General features: G+C 44.0%; 17 protein-coding genes. 9 read left to right on the forward strand and 8 right to left on the reverse strand.

Annotated features, from left to right (window positions below; genetic code table 11):
- Positions 1 to 423: 423 nt before the first annotated feature.
- Complete coding sequence (locus JMX95_RS01085) at positions 424 to 2586, reverse strand: DNA primase (RefSeq protein WP_201559802.1); 2163 nt, start codon at positions 2584 to 2586, stop codon at positions 424 to 426.
- 208 nt (positions 2587 to 2794) lie between these two features.
- Positions 2795 to 3994 carry an outer membrane protein assembly factor BamD gene (locus JMX95_RS01090; protein WP_087815188.1) on the reverse strand — a complete coding sequence of 400 codons (1200 nt, stop codon included), beginning with the start codon at positions 3992 to 3994 and terminating at the stop codon, positions 2795 to 2797.
- A gap of 781 nt (positions 3995 to 4775) precedes the next feature.
- On the opposite strand from JMX95_RS01090, the gene JMX95_RS01095 reads away from it, so the two are divergent.
- The 3 genes from JMX95_RS01095 to JMX95_RS01105 all read left to right on the forward strand — a co-directional run bounded on the left by JMX95_RS01095 (position 4776) and on the right by JMX95_RS01105 (position 7772).
- The gene (locus JMX95_RS01095; protein ID WP_201559803.1) at positions 4776 to 6014 is read left to right on the forward strand and encodes an RluA family pseudouridine synthase; all 1239 of its coding nucleotides are present in this window, start codon (positions 4776 to 4778) and stop codon (positions 6012 to 6014) included.
- Positions 6015 to 6120: 106 nt separating this feature from the next.
- Complete coding sequence (locus JMX95_RS01100; RefSeq protein ID WP_201559804.1) at positions 6121 to 7083, forward strand: polyphenol oxidase family protein; 963 nt, start codon at positions 6121 to 6123, stop codon at positions 7081 to 7083.
- A gap of 86 nt (positions 7084 to 7169) precedes the next feature.
- Complete coding sequence (locus tag JMX95_RS01105) at positions 7170 to 7772, forward strand: flavodoxin family protein (protein ID WP_201559805.1); 603 nt, start codon at positions 7170 to 7172, stop codon at positions 7770 to 7772.
- A gap of 103 nt (positions 7773 to 7875) precedes the next feature.
- Here the strand turns inward: JMX95_RS01105 and JMX95_RS01110 are convergent, their stop codons facing one another.
- Positions 7876 to 8061 carry a hypothetical protein gene (locus JMX95_RS01110; protein WP_193009190.1) on the reverse strand — a complete coding sequence of 62 codons (186 nt, stop codon included), beginning with the start codon at positions 8059 to 8061 and terminating at the stop codon, positions 7876 to 7878.
- A 642-nt stretch (positions 8062 to 8703) separates the two neighbouring features.
- On the opposite strand from JMX95_RS01110, the gene JMX95_RS01115 reads away from it, so the two are divergent.
- The 3 genes from JMX95_RS01115 (at position 8704) to JMX95_RS01125 (ending at position 12679) form a co-directional block, all read left to right on the forward strand.
- Positions 8704 to 10173, forward strand: coding sequence for a cytochrome c (locus JMX95_RS01115; protein WP_201559806.1), 1470 nt, complete (start codon positions 8704 to 8706; stop codon positions 10171 to 10173).
- A gap of 167 nt (positions 10174 to 10340) precedes the next feature.
- Entirely contained in the window at positions 10341 to 11942 is a 1602-nt protein-coding gene (locus JMX95_RS01120; RefSeq protein WP_201559807.1) for a flavin monoamine oxidase family protein, read from the forward strand.
- A 104-nt stretch (positions 11943 to 12046) separates the two neighbouring features.
- Entirely contained in the window at positions 12047 to 12679 is a 633-nt protein-coding gene (locus tag JMX95_RS01125) for a c-type cytochrome (protein WP_201559835.1), read from the forward strand.
- 144 nt (positions 12680 to 12823) lie between these two features.
- On the opposite strand, the gene JMX95_RS01130 is transcribed toward JMX95_RS01125, so the two are convergent.
- From JMX95_RS01130 to tolQ, 4 genes are all read right to left on the reverse strand, one after another.
- Positions 12824 to 14125, reverse strand: a complete 1302-nt coding sequence (locus tag JMX95_RS01130) for a translocation protein TolB (RefSeq protein WP_227675919.1) — start codon at positions 14123 to 14125, stop codon at positions 12824 to 12826.
- Between the two features lie 74 nt (positions 14126 to 14199).
- Entirely contained in the window at positions 14200 to 15171 is a 972-nt protein-coding gene (locus JMX95_RS01135; protein WP_055124164.1) for a cell envelope integrity protein TolA, read from the reverse strand.
- A 75-nt stretch (positions 15172 to 15246) separates the two neighbouring features.
- Positions 15247 to 15705, reverse strand: coding sequence for a protein TolR (gene tolR / locus JMX95_RS01140; RefSeq protein WP_055124163.1), 459 nt, complete (start codon positions 15703 to 15705; stop codon positions 15247 to 15249).
- Positions 15706 to 15709: 4 nt separating this feature from the next.
- The gene (gene tolQ / locus JMX95_RS01145) at positions 15710 to 16450 is read right to left on the reverse strand and encodes a protein TolQ (RefSeq protein WP_055124162.1); all 741 of its coding nucleotides are present in this window, start codon (positions 16448 to 16450) and stop codon (positions 15710 to 15712) included.
- Positions 16451 to 16895: 445 nt separating this feature from the next.
- Here tolQ and JMX95_RS01150 point away from each other — a divergent pair, with 445 nt between their 5' ends.
- From JMX95_RS01150 to JMX95_RS01160, 3 genes are all read left to right on the forward strand, one after another.
- Entirely contained in the window at positions 16896 to 18191 is a 1296-nt protein-coding gene (locus JMX95_RS01150; protein WP_055124161.1) for an NCS2 family permease, read from the forward strand.
- A 742-nt stretch (positions 18192 to 18933) separates the two neighbouring features.
- Positions 18934 to 22197 carry a bifunctional proline dehydrogenase/L-glutamate gamma-semialdehyde dehydrogenase PutA gene (gene putA, locus JMX95_RS01155; RefSeq protein WP_201559808.1) on the forward strand — a complete coding sequence of 1088 codons (3264 nt, stop codon included), beginning with the start codon at positions 18934 to 18936 and terminating at the stop codon, positions 22195 to 22197.
- An 11-nt stretch (positions 22198 to 22208) separates the two neighbouring features.
- Positions 22209 to 22901 carry a 1-pyrroline-5-carboxylate dehydrogenase gene (locus JMX95_RS01160; protein WP_045446201.1) on the forward strand — a complete coding sequence of 231 codons (693 nt, stop codon included), beginning with the start codon at positions 22209 to 22211 and terminating at the stop codon, positions 22899 to 22901.
- 174 nt (positions 22902 to 23075) lie between these two features.
- Here the strand turns inward: JMX95_RS01160 and JMX95_RS01165 are convergent, their stop codons facing one another.
- Entirely contained in the window at positions 23076 to 24248 is a 1173-nt protein-coding gene (locus JMX95_RS01165; RefSeq protein ID WP_201559809.1) for a cupin domain-containing protein, read from the reverse strand.
- Between the last annotated feature and the right edge of the window lie 39 nt (positions 24249 to 24287).

Consider the following 24287-nt stretch of genomic DNA (forward strand, 5'->3'; position numbering starts at 1 on the left):
ATAATATCAAAAATGAGTTGATATGAATAAAGGCTCAAAATACTACAATTACAATGCTAAAAAACTGCTAGAAATTGGTCGCGCTAAAAACTCTTCAAGATAACATTATCTAAAAAATAATATATAAAGATAACGGTACCTAAAAACGGATACTTCAAAATAATATCTAAAATTTGTGCTTAATGAGGCGGATTTATCGCCATCTATTAAATCGGGCTATAAATAGTTAGCGACACAGTTTAACACACACCAGCGTAATCAAGCACGAGGTAGTGATATCTACCGACCGTTTTTTGCTGATTATTTTATATCAGCCAAATGATTAAATGGTAATACATGCTATTGGGCATAATCATTAGTAGTGGGGGCAGCCGCTATACTTTTAAAGGGTTAGAGATTTTTTAGCAAAAATAATGGCAAACGTTAAGATTTGACGGTAACCATCTGCGCTGACTGCTCAGCTTGCTGCGCGCGTAACCAGTCATTTAATAACTGCGACTGCTTACGGACAATCGCCAGCTTGATATGATCAGGATTTTTGATGAGCTCTTGCATCTTTTTTTGCAGATGTAACTTGAGCAACTGCATCACCAAGTTTTCGATCAACTCATCCAAGCTCAAAATATTTCTGCCAATTAATGTCTTATAAAATCCGCCCCAGCTACGGCTAAGTGTCTCTTGGGTGATTGGTTTGACATTAGACAATATAAAGTGTGCGGCGGCGTTGGCATCTTTGGGTAAATGATTCAGGCAGCGTTTGATGGTGCTAACGATATCCAGCAAGGCGATATCTTGCAAATCTTCCCAAGCCAGCGGACGCAAGATGTCAGGCGCGGCTTTTTGCTTGATGTGTGCTGGCAGCTGTAAATCATTAATACCTGCCTGCTGCCAAATGGCTTCGATAGGGTCTTCAATTAAGGCACGTGGCTGAAACAAAAAACAAAGCTGCAATTGCTGACTGATGGTCATGTCACCATCAAAATCTAGCAGCGCATCTTTGGCTTCGATATTTTGGCTACGTTTACCACCCAGCTTCTGATAGACGTCATTGTTCAGCAAATAGCGAAAGCTACTGCCTTTAGGTAATGCAGTGGTCAAGGCACGTACTTGCGACATGAGCTTGGCTTTGCCTTCTGCTAAGGTTAAATCGTAACGCTCGCTTAAATAGGCAAAAATATACTGTGACAATGGCATGGCATTCGCGATTTGCTCACGCATGGCATCGCCACCCTGACTTTTAATAAACGTATCAGGATCATGATTGTTGGGTAGGGTCAAAAACCGCAACTCTTTGTCATCGGCAAGCACGGGTAGCGCAACTTCAAGGGTGCGCCAAGCGGCTTTTTGCCCAGCGCTATCGCCATCAAAGCTCAACGTTAGGGTTGGGTTCAGCGTCAGTAATCGTGATATTTGACTTTCATTTATCGCCGTACCCATGGAAGCAATAGCGCCATAGATACCCGCTTGGTAAAGGGCGATCACATCCATATAGCCTTCGACCACCAGCCAGCTGTCGGCACGTTGTTGGCGTGATTCGTAATAGCCATACAGCACATGCTGTTTATGAAAAACGGGCGAGTCAGAGGAGTTGATATATTTAGGTTTTACTTCATCATCGAGCGCCCGTCCACCGAAGCCAATGGTGCGTCCTTGATTGTCTCGAATCGGGAAAATGACCCGATCACGGAGTAGATCATAATCACGTCCAGACTCGGACTGGCGCACTAAGCCTAACGCTTTGAGCCCTTCAATATCCTGCGGAAACTGATGCTCAAGATGCTGCCAACCAAATGGCGCATAGCCCAAACCAAACGTTTCAAAGATATCTTCAGTGATACCGCGTGATAAAAAGTAATGTTTGGCATGTGGATGAAGGGTGAGATTGTGCTGATAAAACTGCTGGATTTGCTCTAACAGCTCATACAGATTACCGTCTTTATCGGAAACGCTATGATCATCGTACAATGCCGCAGCGTCAGTATCGCCACCTGTCAACCATGCTGGTGGATAGCTATTATCATCTTGGTAGTCTGTGCCATAAGAATCTTCTGGATAAGACGCTGAGTCGTAAGCATCTAGCGGTGGATACTCATCGTAGCCGTTGCTACTATCGTGATAAACGGGTTGATCGGTATCGCCGTACTGGTTTTGTTGCTGAATAGCCGAAGTAGCGTTAATAGAAGGCGCATCAATTGTTTGAGCAGGACTTTTAGCGTCGATAGTCGGACTAGGTATTGACGGTGGTGCAATCGGTTTTGGTGCACGGCGCTGGTAGCTGACGTTTTGTTGCTCTTCTTTTGGGACTTCGATGCCCGTCTGCTTTGATAGCTCATTGACCGCTTCAATGAACGTTAAATTTTCATAATCGCGTAAAAAACTGATGGCATTACCGCCGACGCTACAGCCAAAGCAGTGATAGATGTTTTTTTGTGGATTGACATAAAAAGAGGGCGACTTTTCGCCATGAAATGGACAGCAGCCTTTAAACTCACTACCAGCACGTTTAAGCGTCGTATGACGCCCAATGATACTGATTAAGTCAGCTTGGCTATTTAATTGGTCGAGAATGTGATTTGGAATACTCATGCAAAAAACAGTTTACCATAGGTGTATTATCTTAAGCATAGGCAATATTGGGCACAAACAATATTGGGCATAGATAATGAAACAGAAACAGAAAAAATAAGGCCAACTCTGTTGTTGACCTTATTTTTTTCATGATGTGCGTTGATGTACTAAAAAGAAGAGACGTTCTCTTAATTAAAAGAGAGACGTTGCCTCAAATTTAGCGCATTTATTCATCATTCATATCGACATCTGCTGGCAGGATATCAATCCCTTGAACAGGCAATGTCGTACGGCGTACAGGATTGGTGTTTTGCGGATCGACATTGGCTTCTCTTGCCGTAGAGCCAGTGCTCGATTGGCTAGTAATGCGCTCAGCGGATGCTTCAGGCAGACCTAAGCCGACATTGATGCCAGTATTAGCGCGCACAGGTGAAGTACCTTGCGCTGCACTGGCTGCTGCATTATCGCTTGGCAGTCTTAATTGACTGGCGTTACGAATAACCTGAGTTTTGGTCGCGCCGTTATAGTCGCCTGTCGCAACTGATGAAGTATCTTTGTTAAAACGACTTAACTGTCCAAAAGTCAATTTGTTGATGAAAGAACGCTCACGTTTGGTGTCGAGTTTAACGCGTCCATCGGCACTTAACATGTTGGGATAATTAATCTGCAATAGAGTTTTGTATTCTGCTGCCAAATCAGACATACCCAATTTATCATAGCTATAAGCTAAGACCGCGATTGCGTCTGGGATGGATTCACTAAGTGGATAGTATTGAAACACCCATTTGGCACGGTTAACAGCAGCGACATAAGCTTCGCGCTCGATATACCAGTTGGCTGCACTCATCTCACTTTCAGCAAACTGATTGTAAATGAAAGTCATGCGCTGAGCGGCATCTGGCGCGTAAGGGCTGTTAGGGTACTTGTTAATAAGCTCTTGAAAGTTAGCGAAGGCAATACGTAAATAGGCGGTATCACGCTCAGCTTGATTGAGCTTAAACAGTTTCAGGCCTTCTGATGAGCCTTGCATATTGGCGACGCCGCGCACATAGTAAGCGTAGCTGACTTGCGGATTAGAAGGATATAGGTTAATGAATTGCTCAGCGCTGGCAGCTGCCATTTCATACTTACCACTGGCATATTGTGCGTACATCATGTCGAGTAATGCTTGCTCAGCGTATTGTCCAGTAGGATAAAAAGTGCGCAGATTGGTCAAATCTTCGATGGCTTGTGTATAGCGGCCTTTATCAATCTGGGTAATGGCGTCGTTATAATAGTTCTGCTCTGATTTTTCGGCAGTTTCTACTGCATCGACGTCTTTACCGCCAGTCAGGTTTTTGAAAGTCTGACAGCCCACTAAGTTTACGCTTAGCGCAAGTAGGGTTATTGAGGACAGTTTGATAAACGTATTGCCAACAGCTTGCATACTTCTTCTCCGACACAAGACGTATAATAGCAGCGACGCTATCATACTAGATATTAGGTTAATGATAAAAAACGATGCGTAGGCATCAATAGTGGTCTGTCATCTACTATGTCAATCATCGGACATACCAGTTATCGTTATTAAAAAACGCTTGATGGCATAGGGTTTATATCAAACCAAATGCTTTTAATAAAAATTCGATAAGCATACAGTGGCATAGCATACAGCAAAATATGGCTATACTTTATAGAATAACGTTTGCTTCGTCTATTTTTTCGCCATCTATATTGTACTTAATCCAATCGTGCTCATCGGATTTGAGTCAGTATCGTACAGTTATTAGTCTACTGCAACGCATATACGATATGCTGCTGCTCGCAATGAGCTGTACACTAGCGCATGTCAGTTTGGCATTTTAACATGAGCTGCTGTCACGAGCGATATCGAATGTCGCTGACACTGACAAATATACAGTAAATTACAGCAATGTCATATTTTAGAGAGTTAAGTACGACGCTGAGGCTCGCTGCGGTATAATCAAAAAATGACAGATAACACACAGCTTCTATAGGGCTTAGGCGCTTGGCGTGATACACTAGCACGGTATTGCCTCCGCTTTTTTCGACGACGATCGCTTTTATGATAAGCGATTGATAGCGAATGGCCTTTTGTTTTTTATAGCGTTACGCTTAACACTTTATTAGAAATTTTCTCAAAAGCTACCTTTCAAAACCATGTCAGGCGCTTTGCCATATATAAATCTGCTATGAATAATAATGCTATGACTACCCATTTACCACCGAATCAATCACGACAGACTGATTCATCAGCACAAGAGTCACCGATGCCAAATGACGTTTTAAATAATAGTGAATTACCTGACAATAATCAGTCGATGCTTGATGAGCAAATCCATAGCGATCATGTTTTAGAAGAAGCTATGTTAAAAGATAGTGATGTGCTTGACGACGATATGATAGATAGCAGCGATGAAGATGCTGACGACATTGTTGATATCGACGATGATGAAGCGTCAGCCGCCGGTCAAGTGGTGCCAGTGATTATTAATATGACGCATACGGTTATAGAAGACGAAGCTGGTTTACGTATTGATAAATTGGCTTCAAAAATATTTACCGATTTCTCACGTGTTCAATTACAAGGTTGGATCAGTGATGGCAGCCTGCTGTATAACGGTGGCGTGCAAAAACCAAAAATTCGTGTCAGAGCGGGTGATGTGCTGCAGTTAACCACCACATTAGAGCAGCATAGTGAAGATCAACCAGAAAATATAGACATCGATGTGGTCTATGAAGATGATGACGTATTGGTCATTAATAAACCTGTTGGCATGGTAGTGCATCCTGGTGCGGGCAACCAAACCGGCACCTTGGTCAATGCACTGCTGTATCATTATCCGCAGCAGCACCATCTGCCGCGTGCAGGTCTGGTGCACCGTATTGATAAAGATACCTCAGGGCTATTGTTGATTGGTAAAACCAAGCCAGCACAGCTTGCGCTGATGGAGCAACTAAAGGATAAGTCGGTATATCGTCATTATCAATGTGTGGTAGCGGGGGATGCAGCGAGTCTATCGCGCCATCGCCGTATTGACGCCCCAATCGGTCGTCACCGCAACCAGCGTACTAAAATGACGGTAATGACGGCAGGACGCGAAGCTGTGACTCATTTACTGAATGTGACCGCGCTTAATGGCAATTATTGCCTGTTGGATGTAGGTCTTGAAACGGGACGCACTCACCAAATTCGTGTGCATTTAAGTCATGTTACTTATCCGATAGTGGGTGATCGTGTCTATGGTGGTCGTCGTCAATTGCGGGCAGGACTGACAGAAGCACAACGTCAAGCGATTAATAATTTTCCACGTCAAGCCTTGCATGCCTACACACTGGGTTTCGTACATCCAACGACAGGTGAAGATATTGAAGTCACCACACCACTGCCTGAAGATATGCAGCAGTTAATGGCTGTGCTAAGTGATGGCTATGATGACGAGTAGACCGCTCCTTGCAGGCGAGAGCGTAAAGTCGCTTGTAAAAAACAGAGCCTAGTAGTAAATAGCGATCCGCGACATAAAAATGACTCATTAAGACGGTAAATCAGCCATGACTCATCAGTTTCCTATGACATTGCTCGCACAGATTGATGATGTGGCTGTTTTTCAAACGGCTGCCTTTTCAAGCGATGATGTTGACTCACAAGACCAGCCCACAGAACAGTTGGTACGAAAGCAACGTCAAGCGAATTACGGTGAGCTAAATTTAGGTTTGCATGTCAATGACGATGCTGCAAAAGTACTGAGCAATCGCATGCGTTTATTATCTGCTATCAATGAGCAGCTTGCACCCTTATCGTCGACATGCAAACACGTACCCATCAAACGCTTACACTGGGTTAACCAAGTTCACGGTAAGCAAATTCATGATATTGATGGCACGGCGCTAGGTATGACGCCAATGTCTGCTGACGCGATGGTCAGTCGGCAACAAGGGCTTGGGCTGGCGATAATGACGGCTGACTGTGTGCCGATAGTCTTATATCAGCCAGCTAGTGGTCAAATAGCAGCGATTCACGCGGGTTGGCAAGGTCTGGCTTGCGGGGTTATTCAAGCGACTGTGCAATGCTTTACGCAATCGGGACAAATCAAAGCTTGGATTGGTGTTTGTATCAGTCAAGACAGCTATGAAGTTGGCGCTCAAGTTCGCAATCAATTATTAAAAGGTTGCACAGAAAATAAGTTATTGAACACAGCAAGTATTGAACATTTTGATTCGTTATATGTCATAGATTCTGTGGCTACTATTAAAGGTGATAGCGAGACTCAACATGTACAGGATACGATTGATAAGCTGTCAAGCTGTGACAAAGTTGACGCAATGAAAATCAAGCTAAACTTACCAAAGTTGGCAGCGGATCAGCTTAGTGCGGCGGGCGTTATAGTAGATGACACCTTATCTAGCAGCTGTAGTTATACTGATGACCACTATTATTCTTATCGGCGTCAAACGCATTTGCAGCAGCCTGCTACAGGTCGAATGGCGCTGGTCATTGTACGTGTCGCTGCGTAGGATTACGCTATTTGCTGTTGCGTGCGATTAACTGTTGAGTTTATATTGTTTTTATTTAACCATTTATAGCCATTATTAGAGTTTGTATGAATACACCTGCCAAATCGTCCATTACTGATAGCATACCGACTGTATCTATTGCTGTTATTTATCATAGCAACTACGGTCATACCAAGCGCGTCGCTGAAGCGATCGTTAAAGGGGCGCATCAGCAATTGCCAGCAGCACAGGCCAAAGCCGTTGATGTCCACAAGGTTGACTGGGATTATTTGGATCAGGCGGATTTGCTGGTTTTCGGTAGTGCCGTATATATGGGTAGTGTCACTGCTGAATTTAAGACTTTTATGGATGAAACCTCAAAGCGCTGGTATCATCGTAAATGGGAAGGCAAGTGGGCAGCCGCTTTTGCCAACTCTGGTGGGCTGAGCGGTGATAAGCTGGCGGTATTACAGCAGATTTCTTTGTATGCGATGCAGCATGGCATGAACTGGATTGGATTACCGCTGATGCCGACAGGTCATGAGGCTCATGATTTAAACCGTTTATCTAGCTTTTTGGGCTTGATGACCCAGTCGCTTGATGGTCCTCCTGAGGAAACGCCAGGACGGGGAGATATTGATACGGCTATTTGGTTCGGCGATCATTTGGCCAAGACAATTATCAAGCATCAGCCAGCGTCGCGCCCTTGAAATGAATGGCTATTGAATCATTCAAGGTAATTTATTAAACATTAAAGGCAGATATCAAACCGATATCTGCCTTTTTTCTGCTTATTTTATGAGTGTGATGGCACTATTTTTGATTTTTTGTACTGGTATTATTTTGAACTTGCACAGTGGTGGCAGGCGTATTTTTGACCAAGATGCTATTGGTAGGGGTGGTATTCACAGGGATAGGGCTGTCGACAAACTGAAATGATTGGCAGCCTGTCATTAACAGGGCTGATGTAAGTATATAAGCAAGGATTGGTAACTTCATAGTGGTGTCTCAGGCGGCGATCGGCAATGTGGAAATAGCGCCTATCATAAACAAAATATGGTGCGGTGCAATAGTTTGTTTCGTAGCATTATAAAAATCTGACTGGTAAAAAAAGCGAGTGCTAACTTAAGTCTATGTATCTATTATGTACAACTAAAATCGATGATGACAAAAAATGAAGCGCATATATGACAATTATCTATAATGATAGGTTTTTTATAAAAGATATGCACCCAAAAAATAGAACTTTAGTTACTGATTTTAAAGGTATTATTTAAATTACCTATTATTACAATATAAAAAAATATATTACGTTATCAAAAACTGATAATGACAATGCGGTTCTTTACGTTTTGTAAAAATTTGAGATCAATACGTTACTCATTAAGTAATAGTAGCGAAATAGTCTTACATTAGTAGAGTGAGTAGACATCATTTAGTAACCATGCTTAGTAACTACGCTTATGAAATTACTTTTGTCACGCTATTTTACTGGATGATTTGCTACCTCACTTAATGGACTATCAATTGAGTATAACAAGTCGTCACTCATTAAGGCTTGCTCAATATAAAATGTTTCATCTCAATCATTCATCCTAATAATAATTACAACACCCTAGGTGCCCGCTATATGAGGATATTATGAAGCCACTTTCTGTGATGTTATCGATGCTCGTCATTGGTATGACCTCCAGCGCTGCGATGGCTGAAGGCGCAAGCGTCGTCAATACCAGCCTAGCCAATGCTAGCTTGCCTAATGCCAGTTTACCTAATATTAGTCCAGCCAATAGCGAGCTTGTCAATCGCGGTGCTTACATTGCCCGTGCGGCCGATTGCATGGCATGTCATGGCGAAGATTATACTGGCGGTACAGCGATCGAAACGCCGATGGGAGATATCTACTCAACCAATATTACCCCGTCTAAACGTTATGGTATCGGTGATTATACCGAAAAGGATTTAAAGGCTGCGTTGCAAAAAGGTCGTACGCCAAGCCATATGCTTTACCCTGCCATGCCATATCCTTCTTATAGTGGCATGAAAGAAGAAGATATCAGTGCGTTGTTTGCTTATCTGCAAACCGTACCTGCTGTCGATGAAGCACCGAAATATAAAACTGACCTGCCATTTCCCTTTAACATTCGCAGCTTAATGATTGGCTGGAATTTTCTCAATGTCCCGTCTACTGAAAACCGTGATGGTCTCACCGAGACGCAGCAACGTGGTGAATATATTGTCAATAACTTAGAGCACTGCGGCACTTGCCATACCCCGCGTAATAGCACTATGGGTTTCAATAAAAAAATGTATCTATCAGGTGCTCAGCTTGGTCATTGGCATGCACCAAATATCACGTCTGACGAGTCGAGCGGTATCGGTAGTTGGAGTGAACAAGATATCGTCACTTATCTGCGTACTGGTGAGCTTGACCAGCGTGCCTATGCGGGTGGTCCTATGGGCGAGGCGGTTGCACATAGTACGCGCTACTTAAAAAATGAAGATTTGAATGCCATTGCTTCTTATCTAAAAGCGGTGCCTGCTATCCAAACAGATGATAAGGTCGCAGCCGTTGATGTCTCGCGTTTACCAACACCCATTAGCGAATCTATCACTCATGATTTACTGGCGCAAAAAGATTATTTAGCCCAAGCCAAAGCACAGGTGAGTAATGGCAGCAATTCACCAGAATCGCTATATTTGGCAGCCTGTGGTAGCTGTCACGGCGTTGACGGTTATGGTCAGCCTGATGCGCGTTACGCTCCTATCGTTGGACTCAGCAGTATTCGCCGTGAGAAACCTGATGCGCTGGTCAATATGATCCTTCATGGGGTAGAAGGCGCGACTAACACATCACCTATCATGCCAGGGTTCTCAGATGAGCTAAATAGCGAGCAAATCGCTGGTATTACCAATTATGTGCGTGTGAATTTTGGTGGTCTCAACAGTAGTGAGGTGAGTGCTAATGATGTTGATCGTATCGCAACGACAGGTACTGACAAGCCCTTCTTAATCAAATATGCGGGCTTACTGGCAGTAATCGGCATCATCGTGGCTATTATTATCATTGTGTTTATTATACGAGCAATCTTGCGGTCTAGGCGCCGTCTTTAATTCATTGATTCTATAAAGACGATTTACATATTTATTATAGGACAAGATCTACAGGCAATATGGTAAGGCACAACAGCTCGAAAAACAGACTTAGAACTAAGTCGAGCTGATTAATAATATATATATGCCTACCGTCTTGCAGGAACGTCTACTTTAAGGACATTATTATGAAAGACATGCTTCAATCACCAACGCGGCGCCAACTGCTCTCGATGATTGGTAAAACCGCAGGCGCAACAGCGATGTATCAGGCGATGACGACGTTAGGATTTGCGTCAGAGTCGAGTTTTAAAGAGACCATGGATCTGAAGGGTGCACCTCCGGGCGCTAGTATTGTCATTCTTGGTGCGGGTCTTGGCGGGCTGACCGCGGCTTATGAGTTACGTAAAGCAGGCTACGATGTCAAAGTACTTGAATATCAAAATCGTGGCGGCGGTCGTAGCTGGACATTGAACAGCGGTGATAAATATACCGAGCTTGGCGGCGAAGAAGTCACCTGTGATTTTGAAGAGGGCAATTACTTTAATGGTGGACCGTGGCGTCTGCCAAGCCATCATTATGCCGTCTTCCATTATTGCAAACAGTTCGGCGTTGAGATGCAGCCCTTTATTCAAACCAATGATCGTGCTTATCTGCATCGCAGTACTCATTTCGACGGCGTGCCGCAGCGCTTGGGTGATGTGAAAAACGACATCCAAGGTCATGTCGCGGAGCTGCTATCGAAATCAGTCAACGTTGGTGGTCTTGATCGCTCGGTCAATACTGAGGACAAAGAAAAGTTATTAGAAGGCTTAAAAGGTTGGGGTGTGCTGGATAAAGATTATCGTTACCGCGCCAGTAATGAGACCAGTAAACATCGCGGCTTTAGTGTGTTTCCGGGTGGTGGCTTGATGCCTGATGCAACGCCATCAAAACCTTTGCCGATCAGTGAGATACTAGATTCAGGTATGTGGGCAGATATTTATGGCAACCATATGACTTATGGTCATCAACCGACGATGTTTCAGCCAGTAGGTGGTATGGGGAAAATTGGTGATGCGTTCACCCGTGAATGCCGCGATATGATTGAGTTTAATGCAAAGGTCACTAAAATTCATCAAGATGACAGTGGCGTCACTGTCGATTATGTAGACAGCAACAGCCCAGATGGTGCCACCAAGACCATTCGTGCAGACTGGTGCGTGTGCAATATTCCATTAACTATATTGACGCAGATGGATATTAATGTCTCAAAACCAATGAAGCAGGCGATGGCCGCTGTGCCTTATGAAACCTCTTATAAAGTCGGCTTAGAGTTCAACCGCCGTTTTTGGGAAGAAGATGAATGGATATTTGGTGGTCTGACTTATACCGACATGCCCATTGCGCAAATTGCTTATCCTTCACAAAATATGTTTAAAGATGGTACTGGCGTGCTACTCGGTGCGTATGGTTATGGTCCGACGTCTTATAAGTTTAATAGCTTAACGCCGCAAGAACGTATTAATGTTGCGCTTGCTTATGGTAAATACATCCATCCTCAGTATCCAAAAGAATTCCGTGCAGGGACATCAGTTGTCTGGCACCGCATCCCATGGACGCTCGGCTGTTACGGTATTTGGAATGAGTCGACCCGTCGTCAACATTACGATACCTTGTGCAGTATTGATAATCGTATTGTGCTGGCGGGCGAACATTGCTCACACATTCCGGCATGGCAAGAAGGCGCTATTTTATCTGGTATGGATGCCGCAAAGCGCCTACATAAAAAAGCAAAAATGCTGGTTTAATAACGCTTGGGTTATATAAATAACTATAAGATTCAGAGGCTATCATGGACAATGCAATTGTGAAGAAGGCAATCGTGGAGAAAGCAATCTTGAAGAAAAAAGTCATGAAAAACATGACACTCAAACTGCTGACGGTGATGCTGCTGAGTGGGATAAGCAGTGCAGCACTGTTGGGCTGTAGTCAACGGTCAGATGATGAAGTGACGGTTTCCAGTGTACAAGATCAGGACTCCCTAACAACCAATGACTATCAAGCAAGCCGAAATACGGGTGCGTGGGGCGGCGTTTATATGAGCCGTGAGGAGCTTACTGCACCTGCTATCAATATTGTCGACGACAGCTCATTGCCCAATATGGAAGACGACCCAAGTATTACTGAATGGGATGCAAAGTTTGAAGGCACAAATGGCTTTGTGACGACAGATGGCAAAAAGCTGTATCACGACTCTTGTGCGGCTTGTCACATGCACAAAGGCGAGGGTGCTTACGGTGCAGGCTATTATCCGCCACTGGCGAATAACAGTAAGATGCAATCAAAGTATTACATCATCGATATCTTGATTAATGGCTTTCGTGGCATGCCCTCATTCCATGGAATGATGAACGATGCGCAGATGGCGGCGGTTACTCAATATGTGGTCAGTGACTTAAATGGTTTTACCGATACCGTGACTGCTGAAGATGTGGCAAAACTGCGGCATTCCAATCCATCAGCGGGTGATCCGAGTGATGATTAATCGTGTTTACTATTTTAGTCAATAATTGTCCAATACATGCTAGTGGCAAAATGATTTAACCGTGCTTCGCAATATAAAAAAGCGCCTAATTATTTATTAGGCGCTTTTTTTGTGAGCAAGACTTTATGAATTAAGAAAGAGGGTTTATTTAGGACTAGATGACCAGACTGGTGAGCGAATAGTGCCTTGACCCGACTTACCAAACGACTCACCACCATTCAATGATTTGATGGTTAATACACCTTTGCCGCCTTGCTTTGAGGCATAAACGACACGCTTACCATTAGGCGAAAAGCTAGGCGCTTCATCGATACCCGTATTGCCCAAGTTAGTAGTAACAGCGCCGCCGCTATTCATGATCGCCGCTGAGCGACCACTTAAAAAGGCAATTTGTGAGCCATCGTTACTAAATTGCGGGCTAGTGGCATAACCGCTACTTGATACCTTAGTAGTACGTCCTGAACCAAACTCATAACGATAAATCTGTGGTTTGTTAAATCCAGTTTTGTCTGATACAAAAACAAAGGATTTGCCATCAGGCGCATAACTTGGTTGAACTTCGCTGCTTGGCCAATTGATAAGCCTTCTAGGTTGACCACCACTGGCACTCATCTCATAAATATCTGCGCTACCTTCAAAGCTACTAGAGAATAATATCTTGCTGCCATCAGGAGAGAATGATGGACTGAGATTGCTGCCAGGGAAGGGGGTTAACGGGGTTGCACCGCCACCGCTCACACTTTGTACATAAATAACGGGATAAGATTTATCACGTTGTACGGAATAAGCAATACGATTGCCATCTGGCGACCATGTTGGTGAAAAGATAGAACCGGTTACTTCAGTAATGGTTTTGGCATTTTCGCCATCGGCATCCATCACTTTTAAACGTGAGACTTTTTCTTTACCAGCACCAATCTCTTCAATGTAAGCAATACGCCCTGAAAAGTCCCCTGGCGTACCAGTAATTAGCTCATATACTTTATCAGCGATGACGTGACCAGCATAGCGCATGCTTTCTTTATTATTGTCAGCCGTTAAGCTTTGTTTGCCTTCGATTACTCTACCAGATTTAACGTCAATCACTTCGTAATCGGTTACTATTTTACCGCGATTGCTGCGAGTACTGCCGACCACTAAATAAGGAATCCCCATGCTTTGCCATACCGGCAATGTGCCTGCCAGCTCGCTGCTACTGCGCGGCTGCTGTGGTAGATCTTTGCTAGTCACTTTTAGCTCTGTTTTGCTTAAATCATTTAGAATAATCGGCGATAATACAGAATCACCAGCAAATGGCACAAACGCGACTTGGTTTTGTTGAACGGGAATTTCGAAACTATCCTGTAGTACGACTATTTCTTTGGCAAACAAACTAGTAGAAGCAAGTAAACATGATGCGCTAATACACAGAGTTGTCAGCTTTTTTTTGTAAATATAATTGTACAATTTATTCTCCTAAAATTAATAAAGAATCTTGATACTTTTAAAATTTAAGAAATGAGATTTTTATATACTGAGTTTTATTTAGTTGTTCCAATATATTCTATGCTAAAAGTAGGGTATTTAGGATCGTCAGGACCAATGGGTAATTTTCTGGTAACCCTAGCTGCATCTTCTAGTGCTTTGTTATATTTTGGGTTACTTCCTGATGCATTGTAACCAGTTATAATACCACTGCTATCAACAGTAATAGTCAGAGTTGCTAAGACAGTTTGCCCCTTAGCTCCTTCTGGTGATATAAGATTCTTTTTGATTAGTGCTTTTATATCACTATCGCTAGCACCAGTAGAACCAGAGGTACTGCTACTACCACCATTAGATGTTGTTGAGTTGCCGTCTGCTTCTAGATCATATCTCTGACCTGCGCTACCAGAATCACCTGTATTAATCTTTAAATTTTTATCAGTCGCAGTCGGGCGTGTAATCTTTGGCGGGTTATTTTGTTTATTACGGAAATCGCCCAGCTGTTTTTGTTCTTCTATTAGCTGCTCTTTTTTGTTTTGCTCCACCTGACCATGCTCTTCTGTCACCGACTCATCTAATTGTGCTGCCCACTCTGCCATTCGACGTTCGTAGTCTTGGTTTTGCTCAAGTAAGCGTTGATGCTGCTCTTCACTCATCAGCATTGGTTGACTGGCAGGATCGTTAGAGCGCGTAAAGACAGGCACACGCTGCGAGTTTGGCTGACTGGCGCTATCGCTAAAACTTTCTGATGATGAGGTGCTCGATGCACTGCTTGTGCTAGTTTCAGCTTGCATCGCGCTAGCTGCCGCTGCACGATTGGCAAGGATTTGACCTTGCATTTCAGCCAATTGCTCAGGGGAGACCATGACCGTCTCAATACTTTCCACAGTGTCGGTTTTAGTATGTTGATAAGTATAAACGAGTATCCCAATCACGAGACCATGTGCCAGCACGCTAAGTAGCGTAGGCAATGTTAGCCCATTGCCTTCAGGTTGGGTCGGTACGTAAACGACAGGAGCATTATGCATGGTAAAGATACTCAAGGACGAGGTTCATCAAATTATCTACTTTATTATAGCAAGCTGAGCGAGGAATAGGATTTATTACAATGATGGTGTGGGCAAGGGTGCGCCTGTTAATAATCCCACCTTTTGAATGCCTGCTTGTTGTAAGGTGGCCATGAGTGTCATGATAGCGCCATATTGGTTGTTTTGATCGGCATTAATCATCACTTGTACGGGCTGAGCACCTACATTGCTGCTTTGGTTTTGCAGATTGGCGAGCGTATCAATCAGCTCTGTTTCACTAATCGGCAGGTCGACATTGTCTTCATAACTGATAAAAATATCGCCACTATCGGTCAAGGACACAATGACGGGTAGTTGGCTTTGGCTCATGGTATTGGTTTGCTCTTTTGGCAAGTCAACATCGACGCCCGTAATCAGCATGGGTGCTGTGACCATAAATATGACGAGCAGCACCAACATCACATCGATATAAGGAACGACATTCATCTCCGCATTTAGCGCTTTTTTTTCACGGCGATAGGGACTCTGTTTCATGATTTCATAGTCCTTGTGCCTGATTGGCTGTAGATGTCGTTTCTCTCGTAGCGATATTGTCTCTACCAACAGTGCTTTCTGCACTTGTCTCGCGCTGGAGCATGCCCGTCATTTCATCACAAAATAAAGCACGTGAATCGTACAAGCGACTAGATTTGGCGGTAAAGTGGTTATACGCTAGTACGGCAGGAATCGCTGCAAACAAGCCCATAGCGGTTGCGATTAGTGCTTCGGCAATACCAGGTGCGACAGAGGCGAGGGTTGCTTGTTCCGTTTGTGACAACCCTAAAAAGGCGTTCATGATGCCCCAAACTGTACCGAACAATCCAACATAAGGCGCGACTGAGCCAATGCTCGCTAGCGTAGTCAGTCCTGATTCTAATAGTTGCTGCTGACGTCCTAAACCGACTCGTAGCTTGCGCTCAACACCATCGATGATGTCATCTTTGGGTTGGCGCTTTTTATGCATTCTTAAGTATTCAGAAAATCCCACATAAAATATTTGCTCAAGTCCTTGGCGTTCAGGCGAGCCTTGCACGCCTTGGTAAAGCTTGGCTAAGTCTTCACCTGACCAAAACCAAGTTTCAAACTGTTGATCGAAATTTTTGGCCGTACCAAGCCGCGCGCTCATACGAAAGATAATTACCCAGCTGACTAAAGACGCCAATAACAATAATGCCATCACAATCTGCACCAAGAGACTGGCTTGGGTAATAAGGTCGATAATATTTAATGATTCAGGCATGTATGGGACTCATGGATAATTAATAATAGCTGGTATGGCGCGACACGCAGACCAGATAGGATCTTTAATAACGAAAATATAATATGACAGTCATGATGCATATTGCTATCAGCCGCCTAGTGTACTGCTAAATGTCGAAAAGGTCATTTGTTAAAGTGTTAAATACCAAATAATTAACAGCTGTTTGTACAATTCATAGTATAAGGTTAATTTATATGTGGATGTCTGAAATATTATCTGGCTGTTATGTCTTAATTGACTGAAAAGGTGGGTTTGTACCCATAAGGCACTGGTAATGATTGAATTTGTACCGCAACTTCTCTAAAATGTTGCACCTTGTTACCGCTGTCTTTTGATAATGACGTCGCCATCCATTGGCTGACGTCATATTTATTTTAGGCATCAATAAATTTGTTCTTTCACTAGCAAGCTGGGCGCGACACTTATGAATGCAATTGAACGCTATTTTGGGATTAATGGTGAAAACACCACAGTCAAAACGGAAATCCTTGCCGGTATAACCACCTTTTTGACCATGGCTTATATCATCTTTGTCAACCCCAACGTATTGGCGGAAGCTGGTATGGATAAAGGGGCGGTATTTGTTGCCACCTGTTTAGCAGCGGCAATAGGCTGCTTTATTATGGGTATCTATGCCAGACTGCCGGTGGCACTCGCACCAGGTATGGGTTTGAACGCCTTTTTTACTTACGGCGTTGTATTGGGTATGGGCTACGCTTGGCAAACTGCGCTAGGTGCTGTTTTCTTATCGGGTTGCTTGTTTATCATTTTGAGTTTGTTTAAGATTCGCGAATGGGTTATCAATGCCATTCCAAACAGCCTTAAGCAGGGTATTGTGGCAGGTATTGGTGCTTTCTTAGCATTTATTGCGCTACAGAGCTCAGGTATCATTGTCGGTCGTGATGCGACATTGGTGATGCTGGGTGATATGACCTCATTTGCACCTATGATGGCTGCTTTGGGTTTCTTTATTATTATTGGTTTGGTCTATAAAAAAGTCCCAGGTGCCGTAACGATTGGTATCTTGGTTATCACCGTGATTAGCTTGTTGACAGGCCATACACAGTTTGCTGGCATCATGTCTGCGCCGCCATCTATCACACCAACATTGATGGAGCTTGATATTGCCGGTGCGTTTGACGTTGGTATGATCAGCGTTATTTTTGCCTTCTTATTCGTCGATTTATTTGATACGACAGGTAGTTTGGTTGGTATTGCCAATAAAGCGGGTTTAATTGATAAAGACGGCAATATTCCTAATATGGACAAAGCGCTACTGGCGGATTCTACTGCTACGGTCGCTGGTGCAATGTTGGGTACGTCATCGACTACCAGTTATATTGAGAGTGCTTCTGGAGTAGCATCAGGTGGTCGTACAGGTCTGATGGCAGTGACGGTTGGCGTATTGTTTGTACTGAGTATTTTCTTTGCACCATTGGCTGGTATGATTCCTGCTTACGCCACAGCTGGCGCGATTTTCTATGTGTCGGTACTGATGTTATTTACCCTAAAAGAAATCAACTGGGAAGATTTGACAGAAGCGGCTCCTGTAGCGGTTGTTCTGTTATTGACCCCGCTGACGTACTCTATCGCTGATGGTATTGCGCTTGGTTTTATCACTTTTACCGCGGTAAAACTGATGACCGGTAAATTCTCTGAAATTACGATCCCAGTTTGGGTATTGACGGTTATTTTGCTGACCAAGTTGGTGGTTTTATAAGTTTTACTAGGATGCGGTGAGCGTTTGATACTAATTTACTGCTTTCGATATTATTTTACTGCTTTTGAGTTTTGTTACGTTAAATTCCTCTTTATTCGGAAACGATAAAGGGGTTTTTTTTGATTTAAAATGGCTCAAATTTCCCTAAATTTATTCAAGTGTTTGATTTAATAAAATAATTAATCGCCAATAGTAAATAGAAAAGTATAACCAGTGCGTCATAAGGGATAAAGTGCTGTTAACTGATTGTTTTTTAGAAATATATTAATTTGTGAAAATAAGCAATATCGTTAGTTTGAAATTTTTTTTCATGATATTATAGCCGAGTTAAGCGCATCACCTCAATCAACGCCGTAGAGGTTTTTCTTACAGTGAATTAGCAGCATCCAAGGTGGCAGATTTTTTTGCTAAAGCGATTTTTTCGTTTTAATAGCGATATCTGATCATCACACTCCTTTCACTACAAACAAGAAGAAGGCACTAATGCCGCTTAGCTGTTCGTTGTTGCCTTTGTATTGTTAACGTAGCCCGTTTAACAGTCGAACGACCTACTTAACCGCTTCCAGCCTACGCTGGATTTTCTCGTTTTGTGATGGCGCCGTTTGGACTTTTGATTATTGTTATAAGTATCTATCGATAGCTATCATCTAAATGAATGATGGTGATGGCTAGTTATACCAGACGATCAGACTTCCTAAAGCACTATTTATGATGGTTTTTAAACGATAGTTATGGAGTTGTTATGAACCCAGTAGACCAGTTTACCCCGCAAGAGCCGATTTTGTTTAATCCTGTCGATTTGCTATCGCCAGACTACATTACCCAGTCGGCAGAAACTCTGCACGCCCGTATTTCGCCGTTGTATAGCGTCGATGAAGAGCGCTGGTTGTCCAAATTATTGCCACTGGCTGAACCCAGCACAGAAGAACGTGACGCCGCTGCTGAGCAAACGCGCCAGCTGGTTGAGCATGTACGTAATGATGGCAAAGCGGTCAAGATGGTCGACTCATTACTGCTTGAGTATAGTCTTGATACCCAAGAAGGTATCTTGCTGATGAGCTTAGCAGAAGCCTTGATTCGAGTGCCAGACAATTATACTGCTGATGCCTTGATTCATGACAAAATGAGTGTGGCTGATTGGAAAAAGCACATCAAAAATGACAACGGTTTTATGGTCAATGCCTCGACATGGGGCATGATGATGACAGGTCGTGTCGTCAGTATTGATAGTAGCACCACAGCATCAGGCTTTTTGGATCGCATGACTAAAAAGATGGGTGAGCCTGTTATTCGTAGTGCCATGCAAAAAGCCATGCGGATCATGGGTCATCAGTTTGTATTGGGCGAGACCATCGAGGACGCCAATAAAAATAGCCAGCCTTATCGTAATAAAGGCTATACCTATTCGTTTGATATGCTCGGTGAAGCGGCTATTGCGCATAAAGACGCTGAAAAATACTTCAATGACTACCTGCATGCGATCAGAGCCACTGCCAGTATCAAAGTCAAAGAAGGCATGCCTAAGCCATCAGTATCTATCAAGCTGTCAGCATTGCACCCTCGCTATGAAGCCACGCAAGAAGCCCAAGTCATGGGTTTATTACGTCAACGCTGCTTGCTGCTCATCGAAGCGGCACGTGAAGTCAACGTTGACCTTAGTATCGATGCCGAAGAAGCCGACCGCCTTGAAATTTCTTTAAAACTGTTTGAGTCTTTGTACCGTGACAATTTGACGGCTGACTGGGATGGTCTTGGCTTGGTCGTGCAAGGTTACTCTAAGCGTGCCATTGCTATTTTGGTGTGGCTGGCTCGCCTATCGACTGAGGTGGGAGATCGTATTCCAGTACGTCTGGTAAAGGGTGCCTATTGGGATACTGAGATCAAGCTTGCCCAGCAAAAAGGTCTGTCAGGCTATCCTGTCTGGACACGTAAAGAAGGCACGGATACTGCTTATCTTGCCTGTGCGCGTTTCTTGTTATCAGATCATCTGCGAGGCTTGATTTGGCCACAGTTTGCGACACACAATGCGCACACCCTAGCGTCAATTATGACCATGAGTAAGCATAGAGACTTTGAGTTTCAGCGTCTACATGGTATGGGCGATGCGCTTTATGATCATATCTTACAAGCGTATAAAATTCCGGTACGTATCTATGCCCCAGTTGGCGCGCATAAAGACTTGCTGCCGTACTTGGTACGTCGCTTGCTCGAAAACGGTGCCAACAGCTCGTTTGTCCATCAGCTGCTAGACAAGTCTTATCCGATTGAGAAGCTAACAGTACATCCTTATGACAAGCTACTGGCTAATGCGACGTTACACAATCCAGAGATTCCGTTGCCGTTAGAGATTTATGGTGCGCGCCGTGCCAGTTTTGGTCCTAATATATTCGTAGAGTCACAATGGCTGCCCTTTAAATCTGCTATCGATAGCCATCTGCATAAAACTTGGTCAGCGACGTCAATCGTCAATGGCAAAGCAATTGATGAATATGAAGTAGAAGGCATAACGCATAAGCTTGAGACTCAAACCGTACGTGCACCTTGGAACCACGAAGTAAGTGCTGGTGAAGTCACTTATGCCAATGCTGAAATAGCTGGTCAAGCGATCGATGCGGCAGTGGCAGGGCAAAGTGTCTGGCAAGCAGTATCAGCTGCTAAGCGTGCTGAAATATTGCGTAAGATAGCTGATCTCTATGAAGAAAACTACGCTGAGCTAATGGCGCTATGCCAAATCGAAGCGGGCAAAACCCTTCAAGACGGTATTGATGAAATTAAAGAAGCGGTTGATTTCTGCCGTTTTTATGCCGATGAAGCAGAGCGTTTAGACGACGTCGTGCATGAATTTACCGATTTGGCTGGCAAGCAATCTCGTCAAGTTTATAAAGCACGTGGCACCTTTGTCTGTATTAGCCCATGGAACTTCCCATTGGCTATCTATACGGGTCAAATCGTAGCGGCGCTAGCAGCAGGTAATACGGTGGTGGCGAAACCTGCCGAACAAACCAGCTTGATTGCCCATTTTGGTGCTCAGCTAATGTACCAAGCAGGCGTACCAACACAAGCCTTACAGTTAGTGATCGGTGCTGGCGATGTTGGTGGTGCATTGACAGCGGCTGACAATATAGCAGGTGTGATATTTACGGGTTCAACCCAAACGGCTCAACGTATTAACCAAAGCCTAAATGATCATGCCCAAGCCAGTGGTGAGCTACCTGTTTTTATCGCCGAAACTGGTGGTCAGAATGCTATGATTGTTGATTCAACGGCATTGCCAGAACAAGTGGTTAGAGACGCTGTCTTATCTGCATTTGGTTCAGCAGGTCAGCGTTGCTCAGCTTGCCGTATATTGTGCGTGCAAGAAGAAATGGCTGATAATTTAATTGAGCTATTACAAGGTAATATGGCTGAGCTATCGGTCGGCAATCCTTTATATGCTGCTACAGATGTGGGTCCAGTGATTGATGCGGATGCCAAACGTAGTCTTGAAGCGCATATCGAGCGTATGGACGCTGAGCCAACGGCGACTATCTTGGCACAGACGCCAATGAGCTCAAGCTCAGTTGTCAGTCAAGAACAGTCTACCTTTGTATTGCCAACAGCGATCGAAGTGAAAAGTATCGACGTGATAGGTGGCGAGCATTTTGGTCCAATTTTGCACGTACTGCGCTATCAAGCACGTGATCTGAATAAGCTGATTGATGCCATCAACGCGACAGGCTTTGGTTTGACCTTGGGTATTCATAGCCGTATCGAAAATACCGTTGAGCACATCGAGCGCCGTGCATTTGTAGGTAATACTTATATCAACCGCAACCAAATCGGTGCCGTCGTAAACGTACAACCATTCGGGGGTTGTGGTCTGTCTGGCACGGGTCCTAAAGCTGGTGGCCCGCATTATGTCGCACGTTTGATGCAGCTTAGCTCAGAGTCAAATAGCAGTAATCAGACAACTGCTAATACTACTAATACCACTACCCAAACCACCACTCAAACAGAACTCGCATAAGGAGTAGCAACATGGCGACTGAATTCAAAAAAAATCATGCCCAGGTTTGTGAATCTTGGCGATTACTTGGCGCAGTGAATCGCGCAACATATCTGCAAGCGGCTATTCCAAAGTTGGCATTGCTGACTGGTGATGCCAATAAAGCAAAGCGTTTGTTCAATCATCTATTGAGCGCCGCGCCTAGCTTGGATGAGGTGCATCGCATGACTGGTGCAACTGGTGAATCCAATGATCTATATGTCACTGGTCGTGGTAAAACCATGGTTATTGGTGGTGAATCTGCTAGAGCCATGGCGGTATTAGGACAGTTGGTAGCCGCACTATTGACAGGTAATGAAGTCATTCTGCATTGCCCAAGCCAAGATGAGATGTGCAATGAAGCTGCCAAGATACTATACGATACAGGTATCAGCGAAGATGTATTGAGTGTGGCGAATGACTCGCAAACCGTCACGCTTTTATATATCGATCGTCTGGCACAGGTTGCAGTCTCTGGCAATCGAAGCGAAGTGCAGACTATCAGTCAAGAGCTTGCCAATACCGATGGTATCTTAACGCAAGTCATCAGCGTCACCGATATGGAAGGCTTGTCAGAGATGCTAACGCCTGATTATTTGCATCGTTTTGTCACTGAGCGTGTCAAAACAATCAATACCACAGCGATCGGTGGTAATGCTAGCTTGCTTGAACTTGGTACAGAATAACCGTATTAATTACAAACCCGCTTCTCTCTTATATCCGTTTTGATAAGTGCGAAGCAGTGTTTGGTATAGCTATAAATACCGAATACGATTTATAAGAAAAAACCGCTATCTGAATAATTGTCAGATAGCGGTTTTTTTATTTGCGTTATTTGATTCATGTCTGATTAATAGATGTTATTCAGCAATATCAATCCATACCCAACCGTTCTCTAGCCATTCGCTCAAATCATCTGCATCAACATCGGTGACATCTTGACTATTTAGGTGTTCGCCATTAGCCAAACGCACCAATACCGCTACTGCGGTCTCGTCAAGCCCGTCAATGCGCTGACCATTGGCATATAGCATAATGCCATCATTAGTCTGGCTATAGAGCAAACGATTGCTATAATCCGCTTGCAAGGTGGCACCTTCTGCTAGAGCTTGCATGAGCTCATCCGTATCCAATGTATCCTCTGGCATCAGCGCATCATACTGGCGTTTGCTGACGACTTCAGAAACTGCTTGACGAATGATATCATTACCACGCTCAGACTGTAGCATTTGTAATAGCTGATCTTTGATCGCATTGATGCTGCTCGCTTGCAATTCACCTGACGCTTGCAGCGCTTGTGGCAGCAGTATTGGGATAAATAAATCGCTATCGTTGGTGGCAATATCAGCCAAGCTGTCGATGATTTGCATCAAGTTGGGACGACGGCAGCCAAATGAAAAGGTTAAGCAATCGTCTTGTGCCACACCAAAATGTGATAGCTTCGGTGGTACGTAAAGCACGTCACCCGCTTCTAATATCTCATCAAAGATAATCTCGCCCATATCATCAAACAATCGAATCGGTTCATCAGCGACAAACTCGGTATTTTTATCACAGAATTTGCCCAGTTGCCAACGTCTAGTGCCGTAGCCTTGCGCAAGAAACACATCATAATCGTCATAGTGTTTGCCGACTGAGCCAGCTTTTGGCGCATAAGAAACCATGATGTCATCACGTTGCCATTGTGGAATAAAGTCAAAGGCTTGCCACAATTGACCAAGCTCAGGTGACCACTGTTCCATATTCTGCACCAGTACGGTCCATTGCTCAGGTAAGTTATCGAAATCAGTTTCAGTCAATGGGCTTTTTTTAAGTTGCCACTGCGCCTGACCTTCTTTTTTACTTGCTGCTTGAGTCAGCAGGCGCGCTGCGGCATCTTCTTCTAGGGCTAGACCGAGCATGTCGTCAGGTTCAAACATGCCAATTAGTTGTGGTAAGCCTTGTTTAATTAAGAGTGGCTTTTTTTGCCAGTATTCGCTTAAAAATTGCTCAGGCGTGATAGAGTCGGGTAAACAAAGCGGTATAGAAGTCATGGGTAGATCCGTGTGTTTAAGTAGAAAGGATATCAAGGT

This window comes from Psychrobacter sp. NC44, from assembly GCF_904846655.1.
Taxonomy (GTDB): Bacteria; Pseudomonadota; Gammaproteobacteria; order Pseudomonadales; family Moraxellaceae; genus Psychrobacter.

Coding starts and splice junctions, on each gene's coding strand:
- JMX95_RS01105 (WP_201559805.1), top strand. CDS start 7,170: ATGAATACACCTGCCAAATCGTCCATTACTGATAGCATACCGACTGTA.
- tolR (WP_055124163.1), bottom strand. CDS start 15,705: ATGAAACAGAGTCCCTATCGCCGTGAAAAAAAAGCGCTAAATGCGGAG.
- JMX95_RS01125 (WP_201559835.1), top strand. CDS start 12,047: ATGAAAAACATGACACTCAAACTGCTGACGGTGATGCTGCTGAGTGGG.
- JMX95_RS01160 (WP_045446201.1), top strand. CDS start 22,209: ATGGCGACTGAATTCAAAAAAAATCATGCCCAGGTTTGTGAATCTTGG.
- JMX95_RS01135 (WP_055124164.1), bottom strand. CDS start 15,171: ATGCATAATGCTCCTGTCGTTTACGTACCGACCCAACCTGAAGGCAAT.
- JMX95_RS01085 (WP_201559802.1), bottom strand. CDS start 2,586: ATGAGTATTCCAAATCACATTCTCGACCAATTAAATAGCCAAGCTGAC.
- JMX95_RS01120 (WP_201559807.1), top strand. CDS start 10,341: ATGAAAGACATGCTTCAATCACCAACGCGGCGCCAACTGCTCTCGATG.
- JMX95_RS01115 (WP_201559806.1), top strand. CDS start 8,704: ATGAAGCCACTTTCTGTGATGTTATCGATGCTCGTCATTGGTATGACC.
- JMX95_RS01150 (WP_055124161.1), top strand. CDS start 16,896: ATGAATGCAATTGAACGCTATTTTGGGATTAATGGTGAAAACACCACA.
- tolQ (WP_055124162.1), bottom strand. CDS start 16,450: ATGCCTGAATCATTAAATATTATCGACCTTATTACCCAAGCCAGTCTC.
- JMX95_RS01165 (WP_201559809.1), bottom strand. CDS start 24,248: ATGACTTCTATACCGCTTTGTTTACCCGACTCTATCACGCCTGAGCAA.
- JMX95_RS01090 (WP_087815188.1), bottom strand. CDS start 3,994: ATGCAAGCTGTTGGCAATACGTTTATCAAACTGTCCTCAATAACCCTA.
- JMX95_RS01095 (WP_201559803.1), top strand. CDS start 4,776: ATGACTACCCATTTACCACCGAATCAATCACGACAGACTGATTCATCA.
- JMX95_RS01100 (WP_201559804.1), top strand. CDS start 6,121: ATGACTCATCAGTTTCCTATGACATTGCTCGCACAGATTGATGATGTG.
- JMX95_RS01110 (WP_193009190.1), bottom strand. CDS start 8,061: ATGAAGTTACCAATCCTTGCTTATATACTTACATCAGCCCTGTTAATG.
- putA (WP_201559808.1), top strand. CDS start 18,934: ATGAACCCAGTAGACCAGTTTACCCCGCAAGAGCCGATTTTGTTTAAT.